General features: G+C 73.4%; 16 protein-coding genes. 2 read left to right on the top strand and 14 right to left on the bottom strand.

Annotation, left to right across the window (positions count from 1 at the left end):
* Nucleotides 1-413 precede the first annotated feature (413 nt).
* On the bottom strand, nt 414-1,025 hold the full coding sequence (locus OG974_RS03120) for a cysteine hydrolase family protein (protein ID WP_327279411.1): 612 nt from the start codon (nt 1,023-1,025) through the stop codon (nt 414-416).
* 81 nt (nt 1,026-1,106) lie between these two features.
* Between OG974_RS03120 and OG974_RS03115 the strand changes: the two genes are divergently transcribed.
* Nucleotides 1,107-2,084 (top strand): helix-turn-helix domain-containing protein, encoded by a 978-nt coding sequence (locus tag OG974_RS03115; RefSeq protein ID WP_328764245.1) that lies wholly within the window; start codon nt 1,107-1,109, stop codon nt 2,082-2,084.
* Nucleotides 2,085-2,102: 18 nt separating this feature from the next.
* Entirely contained in the window at nt 2,103-4,901 is a 2,799-nt protein-coding gene (locus tag OG974_RS03110; protein WP_328764244.1) for a SpoIIE family protein phosphatase, read from the top strand.
* 91 nt (nt 4,902-4,992) lie between these two features.
* Here OG974_RS03110 and OG974_RS03105 read toward each other — a convergent pair whose 3' ends face one another.
* From OG974_RS03105 to OG974_RS03045, 13 genes are all read right to left on the bottom strand, one after another.
* On the bottom strand, nt 4,993-7,059 hold the full coding sequence (locus OG974_RS03105) for a SpoIIE family protein phosphatase (protein ID WP_328764243.1): 2,067 nt from the start codon (nt 7,057-7,059) through the stop codon (nt 4,993-4,995).
* 73 nt (nt 7,060-7,132) lie between these two features.
* Nucleotides 7,133-10,351: a DUF3376 domain-containing protein gene (locus OG974_RS03100; RefSeq protein WP_327279407.1), complete on the bottom strand. Its 3,219-nt coding sequence runs from the start codon at nt 10,349-10,351 to the stop codon at nt 7,133-7,135.
* 20 nt (nt 10,352-10,371) lie between these two features.
* The gene (locus tag OG974_RS03095; protein ID WP_371645333.1) at nt 10,372-11,166 is read right to left on the bottom strand and encodes a BTAD domain-containing putative transcriptional regulator; all 795 of its coding nucleotides are present in this window, start codon (nt 11,164-11,166) and stop codon (nt 10,372-10,374) included.
* Nucleotides 11,167-11,245: 79 nt separating this feature from the next.
* The gene (locus OG974_RS03090) at nt 11,246-11,428 is read right to left on the bottom strand and encodes a hypothetical protein (RefSeq protein ID WP_371645331.1); all 183 of its coding nucleotides are present in this window, start codon (nt 11,426-11,428) and stop codon (nt 11,246-11,248) included.
* Between the two features lie 197 nt (nt 11,429-11,625).
* On the bottom strand, nt 11,626-13,620 hold the full coding sequence (gene recQ, locus OG974_RS03085) for a DNA helicase RecQ (protein WP_327279404.1): 1,995 nt from the start codon (nt 13,618-13,620) through the stop codon (nt 11,626-11,628).
* 83 nt (nt 13,621-13,703) lie between these two features.
* Nucleotides 13,704-14,219 carry an O-acetyl-ADP-ribose deacetylase gene (locus tag OG974_RS03080; RefSeq protein WP_327279403.1) on the bottom strand — a complete coding sequence of 172 codons (516 nt, stop codon included), beginning with the start codon at nt 14,217-14,219 and terminating at the stop codon, nt 13,704-13,706.
* Nucleotides 14,219-15,637, bottom strand: a complete 1,419-nt coding sequence (locus OG974_RS03075; RefSeq protein ID WP_327279402.1) for an NAD(P)/FAD-dependent oxidoreductase — start codon at nt 15,635-15,637, stop codon at nt 14,219-14,221. The genes OG974_RS03080 and OG974_RS03075 overlap by 1 nt, the downstream gene beginning before the upstream one ends.
* Before the next feature lie 78 nt (nt 15,638-15,715).
* Nucleotides 15,716-16,540 (bottom strand): inositol monophosphatase, encoded by an 825-nt coding sequence (locus OG974_RS03070; protein ID WP_327279401.1) that lies wholly within the window; start codon nt 16,538-16,540, stop codon nt 15,716-15,718.
* Between the two features lie 135 nt (nt 16,541-16,675).
* Complete coding sequence (locus tag OG974_RS03065; protein WP_329315066.1) at nt 16,676-18,178, bottom strand: NCS1 family nucleobase:cation symporter-1; 1,503 nt, start codon at nt 18,176-18,178, stop codon at nt 16,676-16,678.
* A gap of 39 nt (nt 18,179-18,217) precedes the next feature.
* Nucleotides 18,218-19,219, bottom strand: a complete 1,002-nt coding sequence (locus OG974_RS03060) for a TIGR03842 family LLM class F420-dependent oxidoreductase (protein ID WP_327279399.1) — start codon at nt 19,217-19,219, stop codon at nt 18,218-18,220.
* 9 nt (nt 19,220-19,228) lie between these two features.
* Nucleotides 19,229-20,629: a dihydropyrimidinase gene (hydA, locus tag OG974_RS03055; protein ID WP_371645327.1), complete on the bottom strand. Its 1,401-nt coding sequence runs from the start codon at nt 20,627-20,629 to the stop codon at nt 19,229-19,231.
* Between the two features lie 16 nt (nt 20,630-20,645).
* Nucleotides 20,646-21,941: an aspartate aminotransferase family protein gene (locus OG974_RS03050; RefSeq protein WP_371645325.1), complete on the bottom strand. Its 1,296-nt coding sequence runs from the start codon at nt 21,939-21,941 to the stop codon at nt 20,646-20,648.
* Nucleotides 21,938-22,780 (bottom strand): nitrilase-related carbon-nitrogen hydrolase, encoded by an 843-nt coding sequence (locus OG974_RS03045; RefSeq protein WP_371645324.1) that lies wholly within the window; start codon nt 22,778-22,780, stop codon nt 21,938-21,940. The genes OG974_RS03050 and OG974_RS03045 overlap by 4 nt, the downstream gene beginning before the upstream one ends.
* Between the last annotated feature and the right edge of the window lie 120 nt (nt 22,781-22,900).

Below are 22,900 nucleotides of genomic sequence, written 5' to 3'. Positions count from 1 at the left end.
GAGCCGGACTTCCGGGAGCTCGCCCAGCGCCACTGCCTCGTAGGCACCGCACCTGAAGCGCCAGCGGGGCTGGATTTGGCCAGGCCCTGTGCCCCGGGTGGTGGGCGTGCTGGCCGGGTCCGGGGACCCCGCACCGTTCGGGGCGTACGAGATCCGCAGGCGGGCCGATGGGCTGACGATCGGCGGCGCGGGCTTCCACGGCCCGGCCGACCCTGCCGGCGTGGTGACCGTCGGGTACGGGCTGGTCCCGGCCGCCCGCGGCCGGGGCCACCCCGCCGAGGCGCTGCGCGCCCTGCCCGGGCGCACGGGGCGAGCGGGGCGGCGGGCGACGCCGACCGGGAGAACACCGCCTCGCACCGGGTCATGGCCGCGGCCGGGATGCGGCTCGTCGGGGAGGACGGTCGGCCGCGGTACTACGCGGTGAGCTGGGCCGGGGACCCGGAAGCGGCGAGCAGCTGAGCGGTGCTCACCACGCGGGCGAAGCCGCCGCCGTGGAGGTTGACGGCGGTGGCGGTGGCCAGCTCGTCGGCCGTGAGGCTCAGCCCGTCGGGGCCCGCGAGGTCGAAGGTGTGGGTGGCGTCGAGCGGGACGAGCACGTCGTAGCCGAGGTTCCCGGCCATCCGCGCGGTGGTCTCGACGCACATGTTGGTCTGGATCCCGGACACCACGAGCTGGCCGATGCCCTCGGCGGTGAGCCACGCGGCGAGGTCGGGGGTGCCGTAGAAGGAGGAGTTCACCGTCTTGGTGACCAGCAGGGCCTCCTGTCCGGCCCGGTCCGCCACGAAGTCCTTGACGGCGTGGCCGGGGTGGTCGGCCGCCAGGACCGAGCCGGGGGTCCGCGAGGCGTGCTGGACGAGGACCACCGGGCGGCCGGACTCCTGCCAGGCGTCCATCAGCGCGGCGATGTTGGCCTCGGCGGCCGGGTTGTTGCGCGGACCCCAGTACGAGGCGTCGTCGAAGCCCTTCTGGACGTCGATGACCAGCAGTGCGGCGTTCGGGGCGAGTGCGATTTCGTTCTTCGTCATGGCTCAAGGATCTTCCGCGGCAGGGCCGGCCGACAGCGGCAACGGGGACCCGAACCGATGGGATCCTGCCAAGATGGCAGCATGCATCGTGTCGCCATCGTCGTCCAGCCCGGCATCCGCAGCTTCGACCTCGCCGTCATCACCGAGGTCTGGGGGCCCGACCGCAGCGCCCTCGGCGTTCCACGGTTCGAGCTGCGCCGGTGCGCCGTCGACACGGCTCCGATCACCCTTCCCGGCGGGCTCACCCTGGCCCCCGACCGGCCGCTCGACTGGCTCGGGGAGGCCGATCTCGTCGTCGTGCCGGCGCTGGCCGTGCCGTCCGACCCGACGCCCGAGCCGGTCCTGGCCGCGCTGCGGGACGCACACGCCCGGGGCGTGCCGGTCGCCGCGCTGTGCGCCGGGGCGTTCGTCCTCGCGGAGGCGGGCCTGCTGGCCGGCCGCCGGGCCGTGACGCACTGGTCGCTGGCTCCGGAGCTCGCCGCGCGCCACCCGTCCGTGCTCGTCGAGGACGCCCCGCTGTACGTGGCGGACGAGGGGTTGTGGACTTCCGCCGGGGTGGCGTCCGGGATCGACCTCTGCCTGCACCTCGTACGACAGGCCCACGGCGCGGAGGCCGCCGCCGCCATCGCGCGGTCCATGGTGACGGGCCCGTTCCGCACCGGCGAACACGCCCAGTACCTGGACCGGCCCACTCCGGCGGCAGACCGGACCGCCGAGGCCCTGGCCGCCGTGCGGGAGCAGGCCCTGCGCCGGCTGCACGAGCCGCTGTCGGTGGCCACGCTGGCCCGCTGGGCGGGGATGTCGCCGCGCTCCTTCGCCCGCCATTTCGTCGCCGCGACCGGCACCACCCCGCACCGCTGGCTCCTCGGGCACCGCCTGGACGAGGCCCGCAAGCTGCTGGAGCGCACGGACCACCCGGTGCCGGAGGTGGCCCGGCGCGCAGGCTTCGCCAGCGAGGTCACCTTCCGCCAGCACTTCACCTCGCACGTCGGCCTCAGCCCCCGCGCGTACCGCACCGCGGCGGCCTCCCCACCTGCAGCCCCGCCCAAATCGCGGTGACAGTGTTAGAAATGGCTCATGACCGGACGTTTGGGTCGACCCAGGGGATCCCCGCCCCGGCAGCCGTCCGGGCGGGACCCGGGCGTGCCGCCGCGCCTCTCCCTGGGGGCCCACAGCGTCGCCGGTCAGGTCTTCACGCTCATGGCGGCCATCGTGGTGCTGCTGATCGCCGCTGCCGCCTTGGCCCTCGTGTTCCAGGAGCGGTACGACACCGAGCGCGATGCGCGCCACCGCTCGCTCGCGGCCGCCGAGGCGTTCGCGCACGCCCCCGGCCTCCCCGAGGCCCTGACGTCCACGGATCCGACGGGCAAGCTGCAGTTCCTGGCGGATGCCGCCCGGCGGGCCGCGGGCGTCGACTTCATCGCCGTGATGACGCGCGACGGGGTCCGCTACACGGACTCCCGGCCGGACCTGATCGGCAAACGGGCCACCGGTGACCTCTCGCGCGCCGTGGCCGGGCAGCCCTTCACGGAGGTGTTCAGGGGTTCTCCGAGCGACGCGGTCCGTGCCGTGGTGCCCGTACGGGACGCGAGCGGGGCGGTCGTCGGCCTGGTCGGCACCGGGATCGAGGTCGCCAACGTCTCCGAAGTGGTCCAGGGGCAGCTGCCGCTGCTGCTCGGCGCCGCGGCGGGCGCGCTGCTGCTCGGCACGGGCGGCGCCGCCCTGGTCAGCCGGCGGCTGCGGCGCCAGACCCGGGGCCTGGGCGAGAGCGAGATGGCCCGGATGAACGAGCACCACGAGGCGGTCCTGCACGCGGTCCGCGAGGGCGTCATGATCATCAGCGCTGACCAGCGGCTGCTGCTCGCCAATGACGAGGCGCGGCGGCTGCTGGACCTGCCGCCGGACGCCGAGCGGCGTCACGTGCGCGAGCTCGGCCTCGATCCGCGCACCACTTCGCTACTGGTGTCCGGGCGGGTGGCGACGGACGAGGTGCACCTGGCGGGCGACCGGCTCCTGGCCGTCAACGTCCGGCCGACCAAAACGTACGGAGGGCACCCGTCCGGCAGTGTCATGACCCTGCGCGACACCACGGAGCTCGCCGCGCTGTCCGGGCGTGCCGAGGTGGCCCGGGAGCGGCTCCAGCTGCTGTACGACGCGGGGGTGCGGATCGGGACCACGCTGGACGTGGTGCGGACCGCCGAGGAGCTGTCGGAGGTGGCCGTCCCGCGGTTCGCGGACTTCGTCACGGTGGAGCTGCTGGAGCCGGTGCTCAAGGGCGAGGAGCCCTCGTCGCCCGTCGGCACGTACACGCAGATGCGCCGGGCGGCGATGAGCGGGGTGCGCACCGACCAGCCGTTGCAGCAGGTCGGTGAGGTCATCCGGTTCGAGGTGCCGACGGCTCCGATGGCGGCGGCCCTGGACGCCGGGCACGCGGTGCTCGCGCCCGATCTGACGGCGGCGATGGGCTGGCGGGCGCAGGACGAGCCCGGGACCCGCCAGGCCCTGGGATACGGGCTGCACTCGCTGATCTCGGTGCCGCTCCAGGCCCGCGGCGTGGTCCTCGGCATGGCCAACTTCTGGCGGGCCGCCGACACCCCGGAGGCCTTCGACGAGGAGGACCTGTCGTTCGCCGAGGAGCTGGGGGCCCGTGCGGCCGTGTCCATCGACAACGCCCGCCGCTTCACCCGGGAGCACGCGACGGCCGTGGCCCTCCAGCAGAGCCTGCTGCCCCGGGTGCTGCCGGACCAGAACGCCGTGGACGTGGCCTTCCGGTACCTGCCCGCGAAGGCCGGGGTGGGCGGGGACTGGTTCGACGTGATCCCCCTCGCCGGCGCCCGGGTGGCGCTGGTCGTCGGCGACGTCGTCGGGCACGGGGTGCACGCGGCGGCCACGATGGGCCGGCTACGGACCGCCGTGCACAACTTCTCCTCCCTGGACATGCCGCCGGACGAGCTGCTGGGGCACCTGGACGAGCTGATCCACCGGATCGATCAGAACGAGTCCGGGGCCGCCGGGGACGCCGGGGAGGGGGCGGGCGAGCCGGCCGGCGTCACCGGCGCGACCTGCCTGTACGCGGTCTACGACCCCGTCTCCGGGCTCTGCACGATGGCGAGCGCCGGACACCCCGGGCCGGCCCTGGTCCGGCCGGACGGAGGCGTGGAGTTCCCCGAGCTGCCCGTCGGGCTTCCGCTCGGCGTGGGCGGCATGCCCTTCGAGGCCACCCGGCTGCGGCTACCGGAGTCGAGCCGGCTCGTGCTGTTCACGGACGGCCTGCTGGAGGACCGCGACCGGGACTTCGACACCGGCCTCGGCCTGCTGGCCGAGACGCTCTCCCACCCGGGTCGCAGCCCCGAGCAGGCCTGTGCCGACGTGCTGGCCACGCTGCTGTTCCCGGCGCCGAGCGACGACATCGCCCTGCTGATCGCGGACACCCGGCGACTGGAGGCGGACCGGATCGCGGAGTGGGACGTGCCCCCCGACCCGGCGGCCGTCTCCCGGGTGCGCAACGCGGGCTCCGCGCAGCTCGCCGGCTGGGGCCTGGGGGACATCGCGTTCACGGCCGAGCTCATCCTCAGCGAGCTGATCACCAACGCCATCCGGTACGGGAACGCGCCCATCCGGGTGCGGTTGCTGCGCGACCGCAGCCTCATCTGCGAGGTCTCCGACGGCAGCAGCACCTCGCCGCACCTGCGGTACGCGGCCACCACCGACGAGGGCGGCCGCGGTCTGTTCCTGGTCGCGCAGTACGCCGAACGCTGGGGCACCCGGTACATCGAGCGGGGCAAGGTCATCTGGGCCGAGCTGCCGCTGAGCGGCGGCCCGGAGCCGGACGTGCCCGTCCCGGACCTGGAGGCCCTGGAGGACCTGGCCTGGTGACCCGGACTCCGGCGTAACGATTCGCCCGGCGGCGGCCGTGCGGCCGAAAGCCGCTGCGGCCCGTACAGCAGCCTTCGGCCGTTACGGGGGGTCAGCGGGTCCGGGGGCCCGCCGTGCGGGCCAGCAGGACCGCCACGTCGTCCTGCGGGGCTCCGGGCAGCAGGTGGGCCAGGATGTCGTCGCACAGTCCGTCCAGGGGCCGCCCGGCGTCGCGCAGCGCCCACCCGAGCTGGGCCATGCCCTGGTCGAGGTCGCGGTCGCGGGCCTCGATGAGGCCGTCGGTGTAGAGCACGAGCAGGCTCCCGGGCGGCAGGGCGACCTCCTCGGTGCGGAACTCGCGGCCGCCGGTACCCAGGGGGGTGCCGGGCGGGCCGTCGAGGAAGGTGACCTCGCCGCGGGCGGTGACCACGGCCGGCGGCGGGTGGCCGGCGCGGGCGATGACGCAGCCACCCGTCGCCGGGTCGTGGACGGCGTAGACGCAGGTCGCCATCTCGTCCTCGCCCAGGTCGGCGACCGCCGAGTCGAGCGAGCGCAGCAGCTGGGTCGGGGGGACGCCGTGGCGGGCGAGGGTGCGCACGGCGGTGCGCAGCTGTCCCATGACGGCGGCGGCGTGGATGCCGTGGCCCATGACGTCGCCGATGACCAGGCCGGTGCGGCCGCCGGGCAGCTGGATGACGTCGAACCAGTCGCCGCCGACGTCGTGGTCGCTGGCGGGCAGGTAGCGGCCGGTGAGTTCGAGGCCGGTGACCCGGGGCAGGGCGCTGTTGGTGAGGCTGCGCTGGAGGGTGAGGGCGGCGCGCCGCTGGTTGGTGTACATGCGGGCGTTGTCGATGTTGAGGGCCGCGCGGGCGACGACCTCGTCGAGGAGCACGCAGTCCTGCGCGTCGAACGGCTCGCGTTCGCGGACCCGGGTCACGGTGACCGCGCCGAGGACGGTGCCGCGGGCGACGAGCGGGATCAGCCGGGCGGAGCCGAGGGTGGCGAGGTAGGCGCGCAGCTCCGCGGCGCGCGGGTCGGGGAGCAGCGCGTTGACGTCGGAGCTGTACAGGTTCATGGGCCTTCCCTCGCCGATGACCCGTTCGTAGACCGAGTCGGCCGGGATCTGGAAGGTCTGGCCGGGTGCCAGCCGGGCGGTGGGGGCGCCCGGGTCGGGGAACTCGACGGCGATGCGGCGGAGCACGCCCCGGTGGGTGGCCGCGGCGTCGTCGGGCGCGAGGACGGTCTCCAGCAGCTGCACGTCGGCCGAGTCGGCCAATCGGGGGACGAGGACCTGCACGATCTCCCGGGCGGTCTGGCTGAGGTCGAGGGTGGTGCCGATGCGGGTGCCGGCCTCGGCGAGGAGGGCGAAGCGCCGGCGGGCCCGCTCGGCCTCGGCCTGGGCGCGCTGGCTCTCGGTGATGTCGATGAGGGAGGCGATCACGCCGAGCGCGCGGCCGGAGCCGTCGAGGAGCGGTGCGTACGAGCAGGACCAGGTGTGGTCGTGATGGGGGTCGGAGGCGGTCCGGCCGGTGCGGCGGACGTCGACGACCGCGGTTCCCCGCTCCATGACCTGCTGCATCGTCGCTTCGAGCGCGACGGCGTTGACGCCGGGCACGACCTCGGTGAGGCGTTTGCCGAGGTGGGCCGCGGCGGAGACTCCGTTCATCCGGGCGAGTGCGTCGTTGACGCGCAGGAAGCGCAGGTCGGGGCCCAGGGTGGCGAGTCCGATCGGCGACTGGGTGAACAGGCTCTGGAGGGCCGCGAGCGAGTCCCGCATGCGCAGGACCTCGGAGGTCTCCACGGCGATCAGCATGGCGCCCGTGCGGCCCTGCGGGTCGGCGGCGGGGACGATCCACATCTCCATGGGTACGCGTTGCCCGTCGCGGTGGCGCACGGGGAGCGTGCCGACGACCGTCTCACCGGCCTGGACGCGCCGGGTCAGGTCGTCCGCGAGCGTCCGGTTGGCGTCGGGGACGAGTACGGAGCTGCCGGGGAGGCCGATGATGTCCTCGGGACGGTGGCCGAGCAGGTCCTGGGCGGCGAGGGACCATTCGACGATGATGCCGTCCGCGTCCTCCCGCCACAGGGCGATGGGTAGCAGTTCGCTGAGCACACCGGCGTATCCGACAGCCGCGGCCGGCTGATCCGGGACCTCGCTCGTCGACTGGTATGTGTCCACCGCACCGACCTCACCCCGGGGGGTCCGATTCCTACCGATTCACCCTATCCGAGCCATCGGCGCGGAGCGCTGCTCAGTCCGGTGCGGGCCGCGGCCTCGGGTACAGCCAGGGCAGGACGAAGGTGACCCAGAAGAGGACGGCGTAGAGGGCGAGGGCGCCCCACCAGCCGCCGAGCGCGGGGCGGCCGAACTGGATGAGGGCGGCGATCGCTCCCCCGATCGCGGCGGCGCCCGGCAGCAGCCGCCACCGGTCCGTGCCGACGTACAGCAGGGCAGCGGCCGCGAGGGCGAAGGCGGCCCCGACGATCAGCGTGCGGGCGCCGTCGCCGACGTCCGGCGCGTGCAGGCCGCGCAGCTGCCAGAGGGCGACGGGCGGCCCGGCCGCCGCGATCAGGAGCGCGGGGCCGCGCAGCCCGGCCGGGCGGATCCGCTGCCGGACGAGCGCCACCAGCGCGACCATCGCGTATACGCAGACCGGGACGTGGCCGAGGAGCGAGGACCAGTACCCGGTGACGAAGGCGATGCCCGTCCACATCAGTACGGCCGCGCACAGCGCGGGCAGCGGTGCCACCGCGCCGGCCAGGACCGGCAGGTAGACCAGGGGTTTGAGCACGCCGAGGACGCCCTGTACCAGGCGGGCCCCCGCCTTGCCGCTGGGCTGGAGCGCCGGCCAGGCGAGCAGCCCGGTCCGCAGGGCCGCCCGGCGCGGGTCCCGGGCCCGCAGCAGCACGCCGACCTCCTCGGCGCCGACCTGGGCGAAGGAGTCCAGCGCGGCGTCGAACTCGGCCGGTGTGGCCAGGCCCGGTGGGTTCAGCGGGGCGTCGGGGGGCCGGTTGCCGCCCCGGAAGCCCTTGCGGTGCAGCTCGGCGAGGAAGGGCAGCTCCTCCCGGAGGATCTCGTGCTGGCGCACGGCGGTCAGTACGTCCCGCACCCGGTCCCAGCGCGCGACGCCGGGCCGCTGGGTGACGTCCTGCGCCCAGAGCTCGGTGAACACCGGGCCGAGCGCCATCTCCCCGGCGATCTCCTCGCCGAGCTCCGTGAGGTCGGCGGTGTCGCTGAACGCGTCGTGCAGGCGCTCGTCGGTGGCGACGACCGACACGAGGGAGGAGGCCCCGTCGAGCCGGCCCCAGGTCCAGTCACTCATTCGCCAGCGGGCGCTGAGGAACGCGGCGAAGTTGTTCAGCTGGTTGCCGCTCAGCTTGGCCCTGACCATGTCCTTCGGGGAGTTCTGGGCCACCTGCGGCAGCACCCTGCGCGTGGCCCAGCTGGTGTCGGCCGCCGAAACGGTGTGGAAGTCGATGTCCGCGACCTCGGCCAGCGGGTCCGGGCGCAGCGGGCCGAGCAGCACCTCGGCGTACGCCAGCGCCTCGGCCATCGGTGGGCCGGTGCCGCCCGCGGCCTGGTGGAGCGCCTCGTAGCCGTCCACGTCGGGGATCAGGTTCAGGCCGATCTCCGCGCCCAGTTCCGCCAGCCGCTCCCACAGGAGCCCGAAGCCCTCGGGTACGGGCTCGGGGCCGGGGCCCGGGCCGGGACCACCGGGGCCGGGCGGGGGGACGTCCGGCAGGGAACCGCCGGTGACGGCCGTCGCGAGGTTCGCCGCCCAGGTCTCCCACCGTGCGGGGCCGGCCCCGGGCGGGGGCACCGGCGGCATGAGGGCGCCCAGCAGCCGGGTCGCCTCGTGGAAGGGCGCCGTGGCGTCGGTGGGGACCAGTCCCAGGGACAGGGCGGCCCGGTAGCGGCCGAGCAGCAGCCGGTCCCGGGCGGCGCTCAAGGCGGCCACGGCGGCGCGGCACGCGAACAGCCGCGTGCGGTACGCCTCCACCAGTTCCGTGTCCACCGGCCCGGTCCGGGACTCGTACGCCCGCAGCCAGTCCATGAGCAGCTGTACGGTACGCGCCGGGACCAGCGGGGAGTACCCCGGTCCGGGCAGCGCGCCGGGCACCACCGCGAGGCCCTCCGACGCCCGGCGCAACCGCGCGAACAGGGCGGTCGAACCCTCCCCCGCGCTCTCGTCCAACGCCTCCAGCGGCCCCGGGCCCGCGGGCAGCGGCAGCGCGTCCGGGCCGGTCACGTCCGCCGGGTCCTCCAGCAGCCGGACGAGCCGCAGCGCCTCCGCCCGGCCCACCGAACGGGCGTACGCCCCCTGCCGGGCCATCGCCGTGTCGTACAGCTCGACGAGGGTCAGCGGCATCACCCCGGAGGCGGCCCGCTTCTGCTGGGCCGCGGCTTCGGCTGCGCGCAGTTCGAGTGCGTCGTCGCGCAGGGACTCGGAGCCGGCCTTCACCGCCAGGGACTTCGCGGCCATCCGCACCAGCCGGGTCACCCGGCGGCTGGTGCCGGGCTCGGGGGGCGGCGGGAACGGCGGGACGGGCTGGAGGAACAGCAGCCAACGGTCGGTCTTGCGGGCCACCGGGGACCCGGCGACGGCCCGTACCGCCCAGGCGACGGGGATGTTGTCCAGCAACCCGCCGTCGACGAGCTCGACGCAGCCGTTCAGGTTGTCGTCGGGGTGGCCGGTCTCGCTGCTGACACCGCGCATGTCCACGCGGGGCGGGTCCTCGACGGGCTGCGCGCCGTTGCCTACGTACACCCGGGCGGGCTCGAAGGCTCCCGGGAACGAGGAAGAGGTGCGGGCCGCGTACGCGAGCCGGTTCAGCGCCGCCTCCCGGGCCGCGCCGGTGACGTCGTCGGGGAAGTCCGTGAGGGCTCCGCGGTGACGGAAGCGGAAGTAGGCGTTCGAGCGGCCGACGAGGAGCGGCCGACCGAGGGTGGGCCGCACCCGGTCCCGGCGGGGACGCAGCCGCGTGGCGGTCAGGATGAGCCGCAGCGAGGCCGGGGGCTCCCAGTCGGGCGGGGCCTCGTCGAGGAGCCGGCCGATCGAGCCGCGAAGCTCCTTGTAGAAGACCTCGTCGCCGCGCATCAGCGAGGCCGGCACGTGGAAGGGCGTCGAGCGGCGCAGCAACCCTTCGAGGTCGCCCAGGCGCAGCCACACGTCGCGCACGCCCCGCCCGAAGGGCATCCCGTAGACGAGGTGACAGGCCAGCAGTACGCCGTTGAGCCCCCCGGCGCTGGTCCCGACGAGGACGTCGACGTCGACGTCCTCGTACCCGCAGGTTTCCAGCAGCCCCGCGTAGAGGCCCGATTCCGGGGCCGGGTCCTGCCGGGCCGCCGCACGGAGGGCCGCCGTCTCGCAACAGGCCCCGCCCATCCATACGGCGAGACTGACCCCGCCGCGCATCGCGAGGGCCAGGCGCAGCTCCGTACTGCGCTGACCCGGCCGGTCGTCGCTCATGCCTCCAGCTTGACCCCGGATCAGGCGTGCCGCACCCGGGCGGCCGGCACCTCGCGGGAGCGGGTGGCGGAGCGGCAGAAGTTGCGTATCAGGCCGGAGAGTTCACATCCCGGTTCGACGCCGAGTTCGCGTTTCACGAGGCCGCGGTACGCGTCGTAGGCGCGCATCGCCTCGATGAGGTTGCCCTCCGCCAAGTGGGCCTCGATCAGGGCCCGCTGGGCGCTTTCGCGCAGCGGTTCGGTGCTGACCGCGAGCAGCGCCGACTCCACCGCCTCGGCGTGCCGCCCGGCACGGACCAGCTCGCGGCTCAGCGCCTCCAGTGCGTGCAGCAGCCGTTGGCGGACCCGTTCGCGTTCCAGCAGCACCCAGTCGTCGTACCAGCCGGGCAGTAGATCGAGCGCGTCGGTACGCCATTTGAGCGCCGACAGGTCATGGGCGGTGGCGGTGCCGCCGATGAGCCGCCCGGCCCAGCCGTACAGGACGTACAGGTCGACCACCGTGTGCTCGCGCACGGCGAGCGAGCACTTGTCGGAGTCGAGCAGGTCGATGCCGGCGGCCTTGAGCCGCCACAGCGCGGAGCGCAGGTTCCCCGCCGCCCTCAGGTCGTCACCGGACGGCCACAGCGCCCCCGCGGCATGGCGGCGTTCGACCCGGCCGCCGTGCAGTGCGACGAACGCGAGCAGCCGCTTGCCCCCCTCCGGCACGTCCAGCCATCTCCCCTGATGGACGACGCGCGGGCCGCCCAGGAGGTGGAGCGCCGGCGCCTCCGCCCGCCCGGGAACACGGACCGGTGACGTGAGGAACTGCTGGTTCATAGGCGGTCCTCCTGCATAGAAGTCCGACCGCACATGCTATGCGCGCACCGTCACGAATCAGTCACCGAGTGCTATTTTTTCATTTGGGCGACTCGCCCTGCCGGTCACTGCCGCCTCCCGGGTCGTAGCAGTGCCGCCGCTCCCTCCTGACGAACGCGACCCAGTCGTCGACCGGCGCCTCCCGGTCGTCGACGGGCAGCAGGACGTCCACGCCGACCGGCTCGTCGAGCCGGATGCGGTCGCGGTGCCGCGCCTCCGCCACGGCCCGGGCGATGTCGGAGAGCGCGCACGAGCAGTACCTCAGGTCGACCTGTTGTCCCAGGTGATGGCGGAGTACACGCGGCTGTGCCCCCCCGTGCGGGGCGCACACCGACGGGGCCGGGGAGGAGGACCCGGACGAAGACGACAGCGCCGACGCGGCCTGACCGCGGATCCCTCCTCCCGGACCGCCGGGCCGGGCTACTGCCAGTCGTCCCAGGGCGGGTCCGCGTCCTCGAAGTCGAAGGGCGGTTCCTCGTCGGTGTACGGGGCCGGGGGCTCGGGCGGTGCCGCCTGTGACGGCGCCGATGGCGTCGGCGTCGGCGAGGGCTCGGGGGCGCCGGTCCCGGCCAGGGCCTCCAGGATCCCCTCGGCGTACTTGGCGAGCTTGGCCTCGCCGACGCCGCTGATCGTGCCCAGTTCCTCCACCGTGCCGGGCAGCCGGGTCGCGATCTCCCGCAGCGTCGCGTCGTGGAAGACCACGTACGCGGGCACGCCCTGCTCCCGCGCCGTCGCGGCCCGCCAGGCACGCAGGGCCTCGAAGACGGGTACGGCTGCCGCCGGCAGGTCGACCGGGACGCGCCCGGCCTTCCCGGAGCCGGATCCGGAGGTCTTGCGGGCCGCCGCGGCCGGAGCCGTCTCCTTGCGCATGGGGACGCTGCGGCGCCCGCCCAGCACCTCGCCGCTTGCGTCCGTGAGCACCAGCGTCCCGTACTCGCCCTCGACCGCCAGCAGCCCCGAGGCCAGCAACTGCCGTACGACCCCGCGCCATTCCGCGGTGCTCAGGTCCGCCCCGACCCCGAAGACCGACAGCGCGTCGTGATCGAACTGGATGACCTTGGCCGTCTTCTTGCCCTGGAGGATGTCGATGATCTGGCCGGCGCCGAACTTCTGCCGGCGCTCCTTGGCCAGCCGCCACACCGTGGACATCAGCTTCTGCGCCGCGACCGTGCCGTCCCAGGACTCGGCCGGCGTCAGGCAGGCGTCGCAGTTGCCGCACGGCCCGGCCGCCTGGCCGAAGTACGCCAGCAGCCGCACCCGGCGGCAGTCGACCGTCTCGCACAGCGCGAGCATCGCGTCGAGGTGCCCGGCCAGGGAGCGGCGGTGTGCCTCGTCGCCCTCAGAGCCCTCGATCATCTTGCGCTGCTGCACCACGTCCTGGAGGCCGTACGCGAGCCAGGCCGTGGCCGGCTCGCCGTCGCGCCCGGCGCGGCCGGTCTCCTGGTAGTAGCCCTCGACGGACTTCGGCAGGTCCAGGTGCGCCACGAAACGCACGTCCGGCTTGTCGATGCCCATGCCGAACGCGATCGTGGCCACCACGACGATCCCGTCCTCCCGCAGGAAGCGCGCCTGGTTCGCGGCGCGCGTGCGGGCGTCCATGCCCGCGTGGTACGCGACGGCGTCGATGCCGTGCTCCACCAGGAACGCCGCCGTCTTCTCCACGGACGCCCGCGACAGGCAGTAGACGACGCCGGCGTCCCCGTCGTGCTCGGTCCGGATCAGCTCCAGCAGCTGCCGCGTCGGGTTGTTCTTCGAAGCGATCCGGTACTGGATGTTGGGCCGGTCGAAGCTCGCCACGAAGTGCCGGGCGTCCCCCTCCGCCAGGCCCAGCCGCGCCGCGATCTCGGCGTGCGTCGCCTCGGTGGCCGTCGCGGTCAGCGCGATCCGCGGCACCGTGGGCCAGCGCTCGTGCAGCATCGACAGCGCGAGGTAGTCGGGCCGGAAGTCGTGGCCCCACTGGGCGACGCAGTGCGCCTCGTCGATCGCGAACAGCGACACCTTGCCCCGGTCGAGCAGCCGCTGGGTGCCCTCGGTCCGCAGCCGCTCCGGGGCCAGGTACAAAAGGTCCAGCTCACCGGCGAGGAAGGCCTGCTCGACGGCCTGCCGCTCGTACGGGTCCTGCGTCGAGTTCAGGAACCCGGCCCGCACCCCGAGCGCGGTCAGCGCGTCCACCTGGTCCTGCATGAGCGCGATCAGCGGCGAGATCACCACACCCGTACCGTCCCTGACCAGCGCCGGGATCTGGTAGCAGAGCGATTTGCCGCCACCGGTCGGCATCAGCACCAGCGCGTCGCCGCCGCCGGCCACGTGCTCGATGATCTGCTGCTGCTCGCCGCGGAAGGAGTCGTATCCGAAGACGCGGTGCAGCACCTCCAGGGCATCGGGGGTCTCGGTGGGGGCGTCGACAAGGCTCATCCCAGAAGCCTATCGACCCCCACGGACACCCCTGGCCCGATCCACCGATCAAAGGTCCCCGCCGGTCGGCCGGCCCGCGGGGGTCAGGCGTCCAGCGCGGCCCGGAACGCGGCGTGGGCGGGCTCGTCGAAGAGGACGAAGCGGACCTCTTCCACCGGTGCGATCGCAGCCGCCCGGGCCGTCTCCACCGCGATGCGGGCGCCGTCGTCCATCGGCCAGCCGAAGATGCCGGTGGATACCGCCGGGAAGGCGACCGTACGGGCGCCCAGCTCGGCCGCGACCCGTAGGGACTCGCGGTAGCAGGAGGCGAGCAGCGCCGAGCGGTCCTCGTCCCGGGACCAAACGGGGCCCACCGTGTGGATCACCCAGCGGGCCGGGAGGCGGCCCGCCGTCGTGGCCACGGCCCGGCCCGTCGGGAGGCCCTTGCCGTAGTGGGAGGCGCGCAGCGCCCGGCAGGCCTCCAGGATCTCGGGCCCGCCCCGCCGGTGGATGGCCCCGTCCACTCCCCCGCCGCCGAGCAGCGAGGAGTTCGCCGCATTGACGATGGCGTCCGCGTGCTCGGTGGTGATGTCGCCGCGGACGAGGGTGATGCGCACCATCAGGAGGCCCTTCGCAGGTGGCGCCAGACCGCCTTGGCCGCGTTGTGGCCGGACATGCCGTGCACTCCGGGGCCGGGCGGGGTGGCGGAGGAGCAGAGGAAGACGGCTGGGTGGGCCGTCGTGTACGGGGACAGAGACAGCTTCGGGCGCAGCAGCAGCTGGAGCCCGGAGGCGGCGCCGCAGGCGATGTCGCCGCCGACGTAGTTGGGGTTGCGGGCGGCCAGTTCCGGCGGCCCCGCGGTGGCGCGGGCCAGCACCAGGTCGCGGAAGCCGGGGGCGAAGCGTTCGATCTGGCGTTCGACGGCATCGGTCAGGTTGCCTTGCCAGCCCGCGGGGACGTGCCCGTAGGCCCAGAACACGTGCTTGCCCTCGGGTGCCCGCCCGGGGTCCGCCAGGCTGGGCTGGGCGGTGATCAGGAAGGGGTTGCGGGGGGCCCTGCCGCCGGTGGCCAGCTGGAGGGCGGCGTCGATGTCGCGGGCGCGCGGGCCGATCTGGACGGTGCCGGCCCGGCGCGGCGCCTCGGCGGTCCAGGGCACGGGTCCGGACAGGGCGTAGTCGAGCTTGAACACGGCTGCGCCGTAGCGGTAGCCGTCGTAGGCGCGTCCCAGCCGGGCGATCCGGGCCAGCGCGGTCGGCGAGGTGTCGAAGACGTAGGCCCGGGCCGGCGGCAGGTCGTCGAGGCGCTTGACCTCGAAGCCGGTGTGGATGGTCCCGCCGAGGTCGCGCAGGTAGCCGGCGAGGGCGTCCGAGACGGACTGCGAGCCGCCGCGGGCCATCGGCCAGCCTCCCGCGTGCGCGGCGAGGGCGAAGACGAGGCCGACGGCGCTCGTGCCGATCCCGTCGAGCGGGGCGATGACGTGTGCGACGAGCCCGGCGAACAGGGCCCGCGCCCGCTCCTCGTGGAAGCGGCCCAGCAGCCAGGTCGACGGAGGCAGTCCGGCGAGCCCGAAGCGGGCCAGGGTGACGGGGTCCCGGGGCAGGGCGGTCGACGGCAGGGACATGAAGTCCCGGGCCAGGGTGTCCCATTTGCCGAGGAAGGGCTCCACCAGCCGCCGGTACGTACCCGCGTCGCGCGGGCCGAGGGAGGCCGCCGTCTCGGAGACGGAGCGGGAGAGCACGGCGGCCGTGCCGTCGTCGAAGGGGTGGGCCATCGGCAGCGGGGCGTGCAGCCACTCCAGGCCGTACCGCTTCAGCGGCATGGTGGCGAAGACCGGCGAGCCGATGCCGAGCGGGTGCACGGCCGAGCAGGGGTCGTGCCGGAAGCCCGGGAGGGTGAGCTCCTCGGTGCGGGCCCCACCGCCGACCGTCTCCGCAGCCTCGAACACGGCCACCGAGAAGCCGCGCCGGGCCAGCTCGACGGCGGCCGTCAGCCCGTTGGGCCCCGCCCCCACCACGACCGCATCGAGAATCGACGACACCTTGAGACTCCTTCGTCCGGCGGCGGCTGCCCTCCAAGGATATTCGGCCCGTCCGCGCGGACCGCTGCCCGTGCCGGGCTACGCGCCGCGCAGCAGGTCACGGATCCGCACGACCGTGGCCTCGTCGCGGCCCACGGCGAACGGCAGCTCGTTGTCGCGGTCCACCCGGAAGGGGACCCCGGCGACGGTGCTCTGCGCCCCGCCCGCTTCGGAGACCAGCAGCAGTCCGGCCGCGTGGTCCCACGCCGAGGGCCAGGTGAAGGCGAGGCCGTCCATCTCACCGCGGGCCACCTTCAGGTACTCCAGGCCGGCGGAGCCGCACGGCCGGGCCGCGACCCCGGGCACGTCGAGCCGGGCCAGGGTCCGCTTGTCCGCTTCGGAGGTGTACAGCGGGTGGGCCATGGCGACCCGCAGCTCGGCGCCGGGCTGCGGCGAACCGCTGCGGATCCGCTCGCCGTTGACGTACGCGCCCTGCCCGCGCACGGCGGTCGCCAGCTCGTCCAGGGCCGGGGCGAAGGTCCAGGACGCGAGGATCTCCCCGCGGTGGGCCAGGGCCACCAGGGTGCAGAAGGCGGGGTCGCCGGAGACGAACTGCCGGGTGCCGTCCACCGGGTCGACGATCCACACCGGTGCGTCGGCGCGCAGCGCCCCGTACACGGCCGGGTCGGCGTGGACGGCCTCCTCGCCGACGACGGCGGAGCCGGGCAGCAGGTGCATCAGGGAGGCGGTGAGGTGCTCTTCGGCCTTGCGGTCGGCGACGGTCACCAGATCGTGCGGACCGCTCTTCTGGTCCACCTCGTGCTCGGCGAGCTGCCGGAACCTCGGCATGATCTCAACCGCCGCCGCCTTGCGGACCGCTTCTTCCACCGCTGACAGGTCTTGGGCCAGGAACTCTTCGATCATGCCCCCATCACACCACGCCCGGCTGACAAACCCCACCGCCCATCACGTCCACCGGCCGGCCTCCAGATGGACTCCGGGTGCCGCCGGCCCGCGCCGGAGGGCGGCTGCCGGGCCGGCGGGCCGCGCGCCGGGCTGTCAGGGGTGGGCGGGGCGCCGGCGGCTCATGAGGGCCGTGTACAGGAGGAGGGACGAGGCCAGGCCCACCGCCCAGCCGTAGTCGGCGAGGGGTTTCAGGACGGGGATCAGGCCTTCTTCGGGGAAGGGGCCTTGGCCGGGGGCCGAGTGGGAGCCGCCGATGGCCAGGACTCCGCCGACCACGAAGGCGAGAACCGCACGGATGTTCCACCCGCCCGTGTACCAGTACGGGCCGCCCTGCCGGTACAGGTCGGGCAGGGACAGCCGGGTGCGCCGCACGATCCAGTAGTCCGAGATGAGGATGCCGGCGACCGTGCCGAGCAGTCCGCCGACCAGGCCGAGCCAGGTGAAGATGTACAGCTCGGGGGTGGAGGTCAGCTTCCACGGCATGATCAGTACGCCGACGACGCCCGTGATCAGCGCGCCGCGGCGGAAGTTGATCCGCCGGGGAGCCAGGTTGGCCAGGTCGTACGCCGGTGACACGACGTTGGCCGCAATGTTCACCGAGATCGTCGCGACGAGCACCGTCACCAGGGCGTACAGCAGCCCGAAGGTGCTGTCCGCCTTGGCCACCAGCTCCACCGGGTCCCAGATCGGGGCCCCGTACACCGCCTCAGAGCCGGAGGTGACGAACACCGACAGCAGCGCGAAGAGGGTCATCGTCGTCGGCAGCCCGAGCGTCTGCCCGAGGATCTGGGAGCGCTGCCCGGCGCCGAAGCGCGTGAAGTCCGGGATGTTGAGCGAGAGGGTGGACCAGAAGGCGATCATCCCCATGAGGGCGGGGAAGAAGACCGTCCAGAACTCCGCGCCCCAGCCGAGCCGGGAGGGCTGGTCGAGCAGTTCGCCGAAGCCGCCCGCCTTCATCCCGATCCACACCAGCAGGGCCAGCGCGCCGACGATGACGAAGGGCGCGGCCCAGTTCTCGAACCGCCGCAGGGTCTCCATCCCCCGGTAGATGATGGCGAGTTCGAGGACCCAGAAGAGGGCGAAGCACAGCCACAGCGGCCACGGCTCGCCGCCGATCTCCGCGGCTCCCGCCCAGCCGCCGAAGATCTCACCGAGCAGCACGAAGATCCCGGACCCGCCGATCCAGGTCTGGATCCCGAACCAGGCACAGGCCACGGCCGCCCGGATCAGCGCGGCCAGATTGGCCCCGCGCACCCCGAACGGGGCCCGGGCCAGCACCGGGAACGGGATCCCGTACTTGGGGCCGGCGTGGCCGGTGAGCAGCATCGGCCCCAGCACGATGATGTTGGCCAGCGCGATGGTGAAGACGGCCTGTTTCCAGTCCATCCCCAGGGCCACCAGCCCGGAGGCGAGCAGCCAGGAGGGGATGTTGTGCGCCATGCCGACCCACAGGGCCGCGAAGTTGTACGTGGTCCAGCGCCGGTCCGCGACCGGTACGGGGAGCAGGTCGGGGTTGGTGAAGCGGCCGTCGGAGGGGACCGCGCCGGGGGCGAGCTCGACGCGGTCCCCGGTGTCGCCGATCGGGTGGTCCAGCATGTGCGCACGCCCCTTCGGGTCGGTCGGCGGGGATCTCGGTCAGGATCTGAGCGCCGGGATGACGTGCTGCCCGTAGGCGTCGATGGTGGCCTCCTTCGCGTCGTGCATGTCGTACAGGGCGAACTGGTCGACGCCCAGCTCGCGCAGGGCGCGCAGCTTCTCGATGTGGGCCTCGGGCGGGCCGAGCAGGCAGAAGCGGTCCACGATCTCGTCCGGCACGAAGTCGGCGGAAGGGTTCCCGGCGCGGCCGTGGTGGCTGTAGTCGTAGCCCTGGCGGGCCTTGATGTACTCGGTGAGCTCGTCCGGGACCATCGAGGAGTGCTCGCCGTAGCGGCCGACCAGATCGGCGACGTGGTTGCCGACCATCCCGCCGAACCAGCGGCACTGGTCGCGGGCGTGGGCCAGGTCCCCGCCCACGTACGCCGGCGCCGCGACGCAGATCGTGACCGCGCCCGGGTCGCGGCCGGCCCGTTCGGCGGCCTCCCGGACCGAGCGGACCATCCACTCGGTGAGGTAGGGGTCGGCGAGCTGGAGGATGAACCCGTCGGCCTTCTCGCCGGCCAGGGCCAGCGCCTTGGGCCCGTACGCGGCCATCCAGACGGGGAGCTTGCCGTCCCGGACCCAAGGGAGCCGCAGGGGGTTGCCGTCGACCTCGGCCTCCCGGCCCTCCGCGAGGTCCCGGATGACGTCGATGGCCTCGCCGAGGCGGGCCAGGGTGTTGGGTTTGCGTCCGGCGACCCGCATGGCGGAGTCGCCGCGGCCGATCCCGCACACCGTGCGGTTGCCGTACATGTCGTTGAGGGTGGCGAAGGTGGAGGCGGTGACCTCCCAGGTGCGGGTGCCGGGGTTGGTGACCATGGGGCCGATGTGCAGCTTCTGCGTGTTCGCGAGGATCTGGCTGTAGATGACGAACGGCTCCTGCCAGAGCACGGCGGAGTCGAAGGTCCAGCCGTAGCGGAAGCCGTTGCGCTCGGCCCGCTTCATGAGGCTGATCACCTGTGAGGCGGGCGGGTCTGTCTGCAGGACGAGGCCGAAGTCCATCACGGTTCCTTAGAGGTACTGGCAGGTGGAGCGGGGGATGAACACCCCGTGGCCGGCCCGGCCGGTGTACTCGCGCCGGTCGATGACGAGTTCGCCGCGGGACAGCACGGTGTCGACGCGGCCGGTGATCCGCTTGCCCTCGTACGCCGAGTAGTCCACGTTCATGTGGTGCGTCTCGGCGGAGATGACCTGCTCGGCGTGCGGATCGTAGAGGACGATGTCGGCGTCGGAGCCGGGCGCGACGGTGCCCTTCTGGGGGTAGAGGCCGAACATCCGGGCCGGGCTCGCGCAGGCGATCTCGATCCAGCGGCGGCGGCTGATGTGTCCGTCCACCACGGCCTGGTGGAGGAGGTCCATGCGGTTCTCCACGCCCGGCAGCCCGTTCGGGATCTTCGAGAAGTCGCCGCGGCCGAGCTCCTTCTGGCCGCGGAAGCAGAACGGGCAGTGGTCGGTGGAGACCACCTGGAGGTCGTTGGTCCGCAGGCCCCGCCAGAGGGCGGCCTGGTGTTCCTTCGGCCGCAGCGGGGTGGAGCAGACGTACTTGGCGCCCTGGAAGTCGGGCTCCGCGAGGTTGTCGGTGGACAGGAACAGGTACTGCGGGCAGGTCTCGCCGAACACCGGCAGGCCCTTGTCGCGGGCGGCGGCCAGCTCGGCGACGGCCTCCTCCGCCGAGACGTGGACCACGTACAGCGGCGAGCCGGCGACGCGCGCGAGCTGGATGGCGCGGTGCGTGGCCTCGGCCTCCAGCAGGACCTTGCGGACCTCGCCGTGGTGGCGGGGGTCGGTCTCGCCGCGGGCCAGGGCCTGTTCGACGAGGACGTCGATCGCGATGCCGTTCTCGGCGTGCATCATGATCAGCCCGCCGTTGCCGGAGGCCCGCTGCATAGCGCGCAGGATCTGTCCGTCGTCGCTGTAGAAGACGCCGGGGTAGGCCATGAACAGTTTGAAGGAGGTGACGCCCTCCCCCACCAGGTGGTCCATCTCCTTCAGGGTCCCCTCGTTGACGTCCGAGAGGATCATGTGGAAGGCGTAGTCGATGGCGCACTTGCCGTCGGCCTTGTCGTACCAGGTGTCGAGCCCCGCCCGCAGGGCCTGGCCCATGCTCTGCACGGCGAAGTCGACGATGGTGGTGGTGCCGCCCCAGGCGGCGGCCCGGGTGCCGGTCTCGAAGGTGTCCGAGGCGGCGGTCCCGCCGAAGGGCAGCTCCATGTGGGTGTGGGCGTCGACCCCTCCGGGGATGACGTACTTTCCGCTCGCGTCGATCGTGCGGTCGGCCGTCCAGGCCTCGGCGGCCGCCGAGCCGTGGGCCGCGAGGGCGGCCACGCGGCCGTCCTCGACGAGGACGTCGGCGTGGAGCTCGTCGGCGGCCGTGATGACGAGGCCGCCGCGGATCAGGGTGCGGATGGACATGTGCGGCGCCTCCCGGTTACACGATGCTACGCAGGGCCCGTTCGAGGATCTCGGCGCCCTCTTCCGCCTCGGCGACGGTGAGGGAGAGCGGCGGCGCGATGCGCAGCACGCTGGTGTTGTGCCCGCCGCCCTTGCCGAGCAGCAGGCCCCCTTCGCGGGCGGCCTCCAGTACGGCGGCGGCCGCGTCCGGGTCGGCCTCGTCGGTGCCCGGCTTGGTCAGCTCCAGGCCGGCCATCAGGCCCCGGCCGCGGACCTCCCGTACGGCGGGCACGGTGGCGGCGATGGCGCGCAGCCGCTCCAGCAGCATGCCGCCGACGCGGCGGGCGTTGCCCTGGAGGTCGTGCTCCAGCAGGTACGCGAGGTTGGCGACGCCGGCCGCCATGGTGACCGGGGAGCCGCCGAAGGTGGAGATGGAGTTGGTGTCGATGCAGTTCATCACCTCGGCACGGGCCACGACCCCGCCGACGGACATGCCGTTGCCGATGCCCTTGGCGAAGGTGAGGATGTCCGGCGGCCCGTTCTGTGCGTGGGCCTGCCAGCCCCAGAAGTGGTCGCCGGTACGGCCCCAGCCGGTCTGCACCTCGTCGCTGATCCACAGGATGCCGTGCCGGTCGAGCACCTCGCGGAACGCCCCGTACAGGCCGTCGGGCGGGGCGGTGAACCCGCCGACGCCCTGGATGGGCTCCGCGATGAGGGCGGCGACGCCGCCGCGGGCCTGGCCGAGCACGTCTTCGAGGTCGGCGACGGCGGCTGCCGTGAACTCGGCGTCGCTCAGGTGCGCGAAGGGGCCACGACTGCGGACGGCGCCGTGCACGTAGTACGTCTGGAGCGGCGAGAGGCTGGTCGGGGACCAGCCGCGGTTCCCGGTGATGGAGACGGTCGAGAAGGACCGGCCGTGGTAGCTGTTGCGCATCGCCAGGATCTGGTTGGAGCGGCGGTACGCGGTCGCCAGCAGCAGGGCGGTGTCGTTGGCCTCGGTGCCGGAGGTGGTGAAGAAGACCCGCGCGTCGGGGATGCCCGACAGGGCGGCGACCCGCTCGGCCAGCTCGACCATCGGGCGGTTGAGGTACAGGGTGGAAGAGTGGATGAGCCGGCCGGCCTGCTCGGAGACGGCCTTGGTGACCTCGGGCAGGGCGTGGGCGGTCATCGTCGTGAGGATGCCGCCGAAGAAGTCGAGGTAGCGGTTGCCGTCGGCGTCCCAGACGTGGCGGCCTTCGCCGTGCGTGAGCTCGACGGGGCGGCTGTAGTAGAGCGCGAGCCAGTCGGGCAGGACGGCCTGGTGCCGGCTGTGCAGGGGGATCGGGTTGGTCACGGCTGTACGAGCCCTCCGTAGGCGTCGGGGCGGCGGTCGCGGTAGAAGGCCCACTGGTCGCGGACCTCCTTGATCAGGTCGAAGTCGAGGTCACGGACGAGGAGTTCCTCCTCCTTGTCGCTGGCGGCCTCCCCCACGAACTGGCCGCGCGGGTCGACGAAGTAGCTGGTGCCGTAGAAGTCGTTGTCGCCGTACTCCTCCTGGCCGACGCGGTTGATCGCGGCGACGAAGTACTCGTTGGCGACGGCCGCTGCGGGCTGTTCGAGCTGCCACAGGTGGGAGGACAGGCCCCGATGGGTGGCGGAGGGGTTGAAGACCAGCTGGGCGCCGGCCAGGCCCAGGGCGCGCCAGCCCTCGGGGAAGTGGCGGTCGTAGCAGATGTAGACGCCGACGCGGCCGACGGCGGTGTCGAAGACGGGCCAGCCGAGGTTGCCCGGGCGGAAGTAGTACTTCTCCCAGAAGCCCTTGACCTGGGGGATGTGGTGCTTGCGGTACTTGCCGAGGTAACTTCCGTCGGCGTCGATGACGGCGGCGGTGTTGTAGTAGAAGCCCTCGGACTCCCGCTCGAAGACCGGCACGACGATGACCATGCCGGTCTCACGGGCGAGTGCCTGCATCCGCTGGACGGTGGGGCCGTCGGGGACGGGCTCGGCCCAGCGGTAGTGCTCGGGCTCCTGGACCTGGCAGAAATAGGGGGCGTTGAACACCTCCTGGAAGCCGATGACCTTCGCACCCTCGGCGGCGGCCCGCCGGGCGTACACCTCGTGCTTTGCGATCATCGACTCGGTGTCTCCGGTCCAGGTGGCCTGGACGAGTGCGGCGCGGACGACTTGGGCCATGAGCTGCTCCTCGCGACGGGAACGCCGAGTTCTACGCACGTAGACGATATGCGTAGGGAGTAGAACGTAGGCCTCGTCACACCGTGGGGCAAGAGCGCCTTGCACGGTTGGCGTAGTCGA

Origin of the sequence: Streptomyces sp. NBC_00597 (genome assembly GCF_041431095.1) — a bacterium.
Taxonomy (GTDB): Bacteria; Actinomycetota; Actinomycetes; order Streptomycetales; family Streptomycetaceae; genus Streptomyces.
The sequence above is the reverse complement of the archived record's forward strand: the minus strand, read 5'-3'. Positions and strand labels throughout refer to the sequence as shown.

What these genes read in the sequence shown, in the direction of transcription:
- OG974_RS03045 (WP_371645324.1), bottom strand. Translation starts at nt 22,780, where the DNA reads ATGGCCCAAGTCGTCCGCGCCGCACTCGTCCAGGCCACCTGGACCGGA.
- OG974_RS03080 (WP_327279403.1), bottom strand. Translation starts at nt 14,219, where the DNA reads ATGGTGCGCATCACCCTCGTCCGCGGCGACATCACCACCGAGCACGCG.
- OG974_RS03100 (WP_327279407.1), bottom strand. Translation starts at nt 10,351, where the DNA reads ATGAGCGACGACCGGCCGGGTCAGCGCAGTACGGAGCTGCGCCTGGCC.
- OG974_RS03120 (WP_327279411.1), bottom strand. Translation starts at nt 1,025, where the DNA reads ATGACGAAGAACGAAATCGCACTCGCCCCGAACGCCGCACTGCTGGTC.
- OG974_RS03060 (WP_327279399.1), bottom strand. Translation starts at nt 19,219, where the DNA reads ATGGACTTCGGCCTCGTCCTGCAGACAGACCCGCCCGCCTCACAGGTG.
- recQ (WP_327279404.1), bottom strand. Translation starts at nt 13,620, where the DNA reads ATGAGCCTTGTCGACGCCCCCACCGAGACCCCCGATGCCCTGGAGGTG.
- OG974_RS03095 (WP_371645333.1), bottom strand. Translation starts at nt 11,166, where the DNA reads ATGAACCAGCAGTTCCTCACGTCACCGGTCCGTGTTCCCGGGCGGGCG.
- OG974_RS03110 (WP_328764244.1), top strand. Translation starts at nt 2,103, where the DNA reads ATGACCGGACGTTTGGGTCGACCCAGGGGATCCCCGCCCCGGCAGCCG.
- hydA (WP_371645327.1), bottom strand. Translation starts at nt 20,629, where the DNA reads ATGTCCATCCGCACCCTGATCCGCGGCGGCCTCGTCATCACGGCCGCC.
- OG974_RS03070 (WP_327279401.1), bottom strand. Translation starts at nt 16,540, where the DNA reads ATGATCGAAGAGTTCCTGGCCCAAGACCTGTCAGCGGTGGAAGAAGCG.
- OG974_RS03065 (WP_329315066.1), bottom strand. Translation starts at nt 18,178, where the DNA reads ATGCTGGACCACCCGATCGGCGACACCGGGGACCGCGTCGAGCTCGCC.
- OG974_RS03115 (WP_328764245.1), top strand. Translation starts at nt 1,107, where the DNA reads ATGCATCGTGTCGCCATCGTCGTCCAGCCCGGCATCCGCAGCTTCGAC.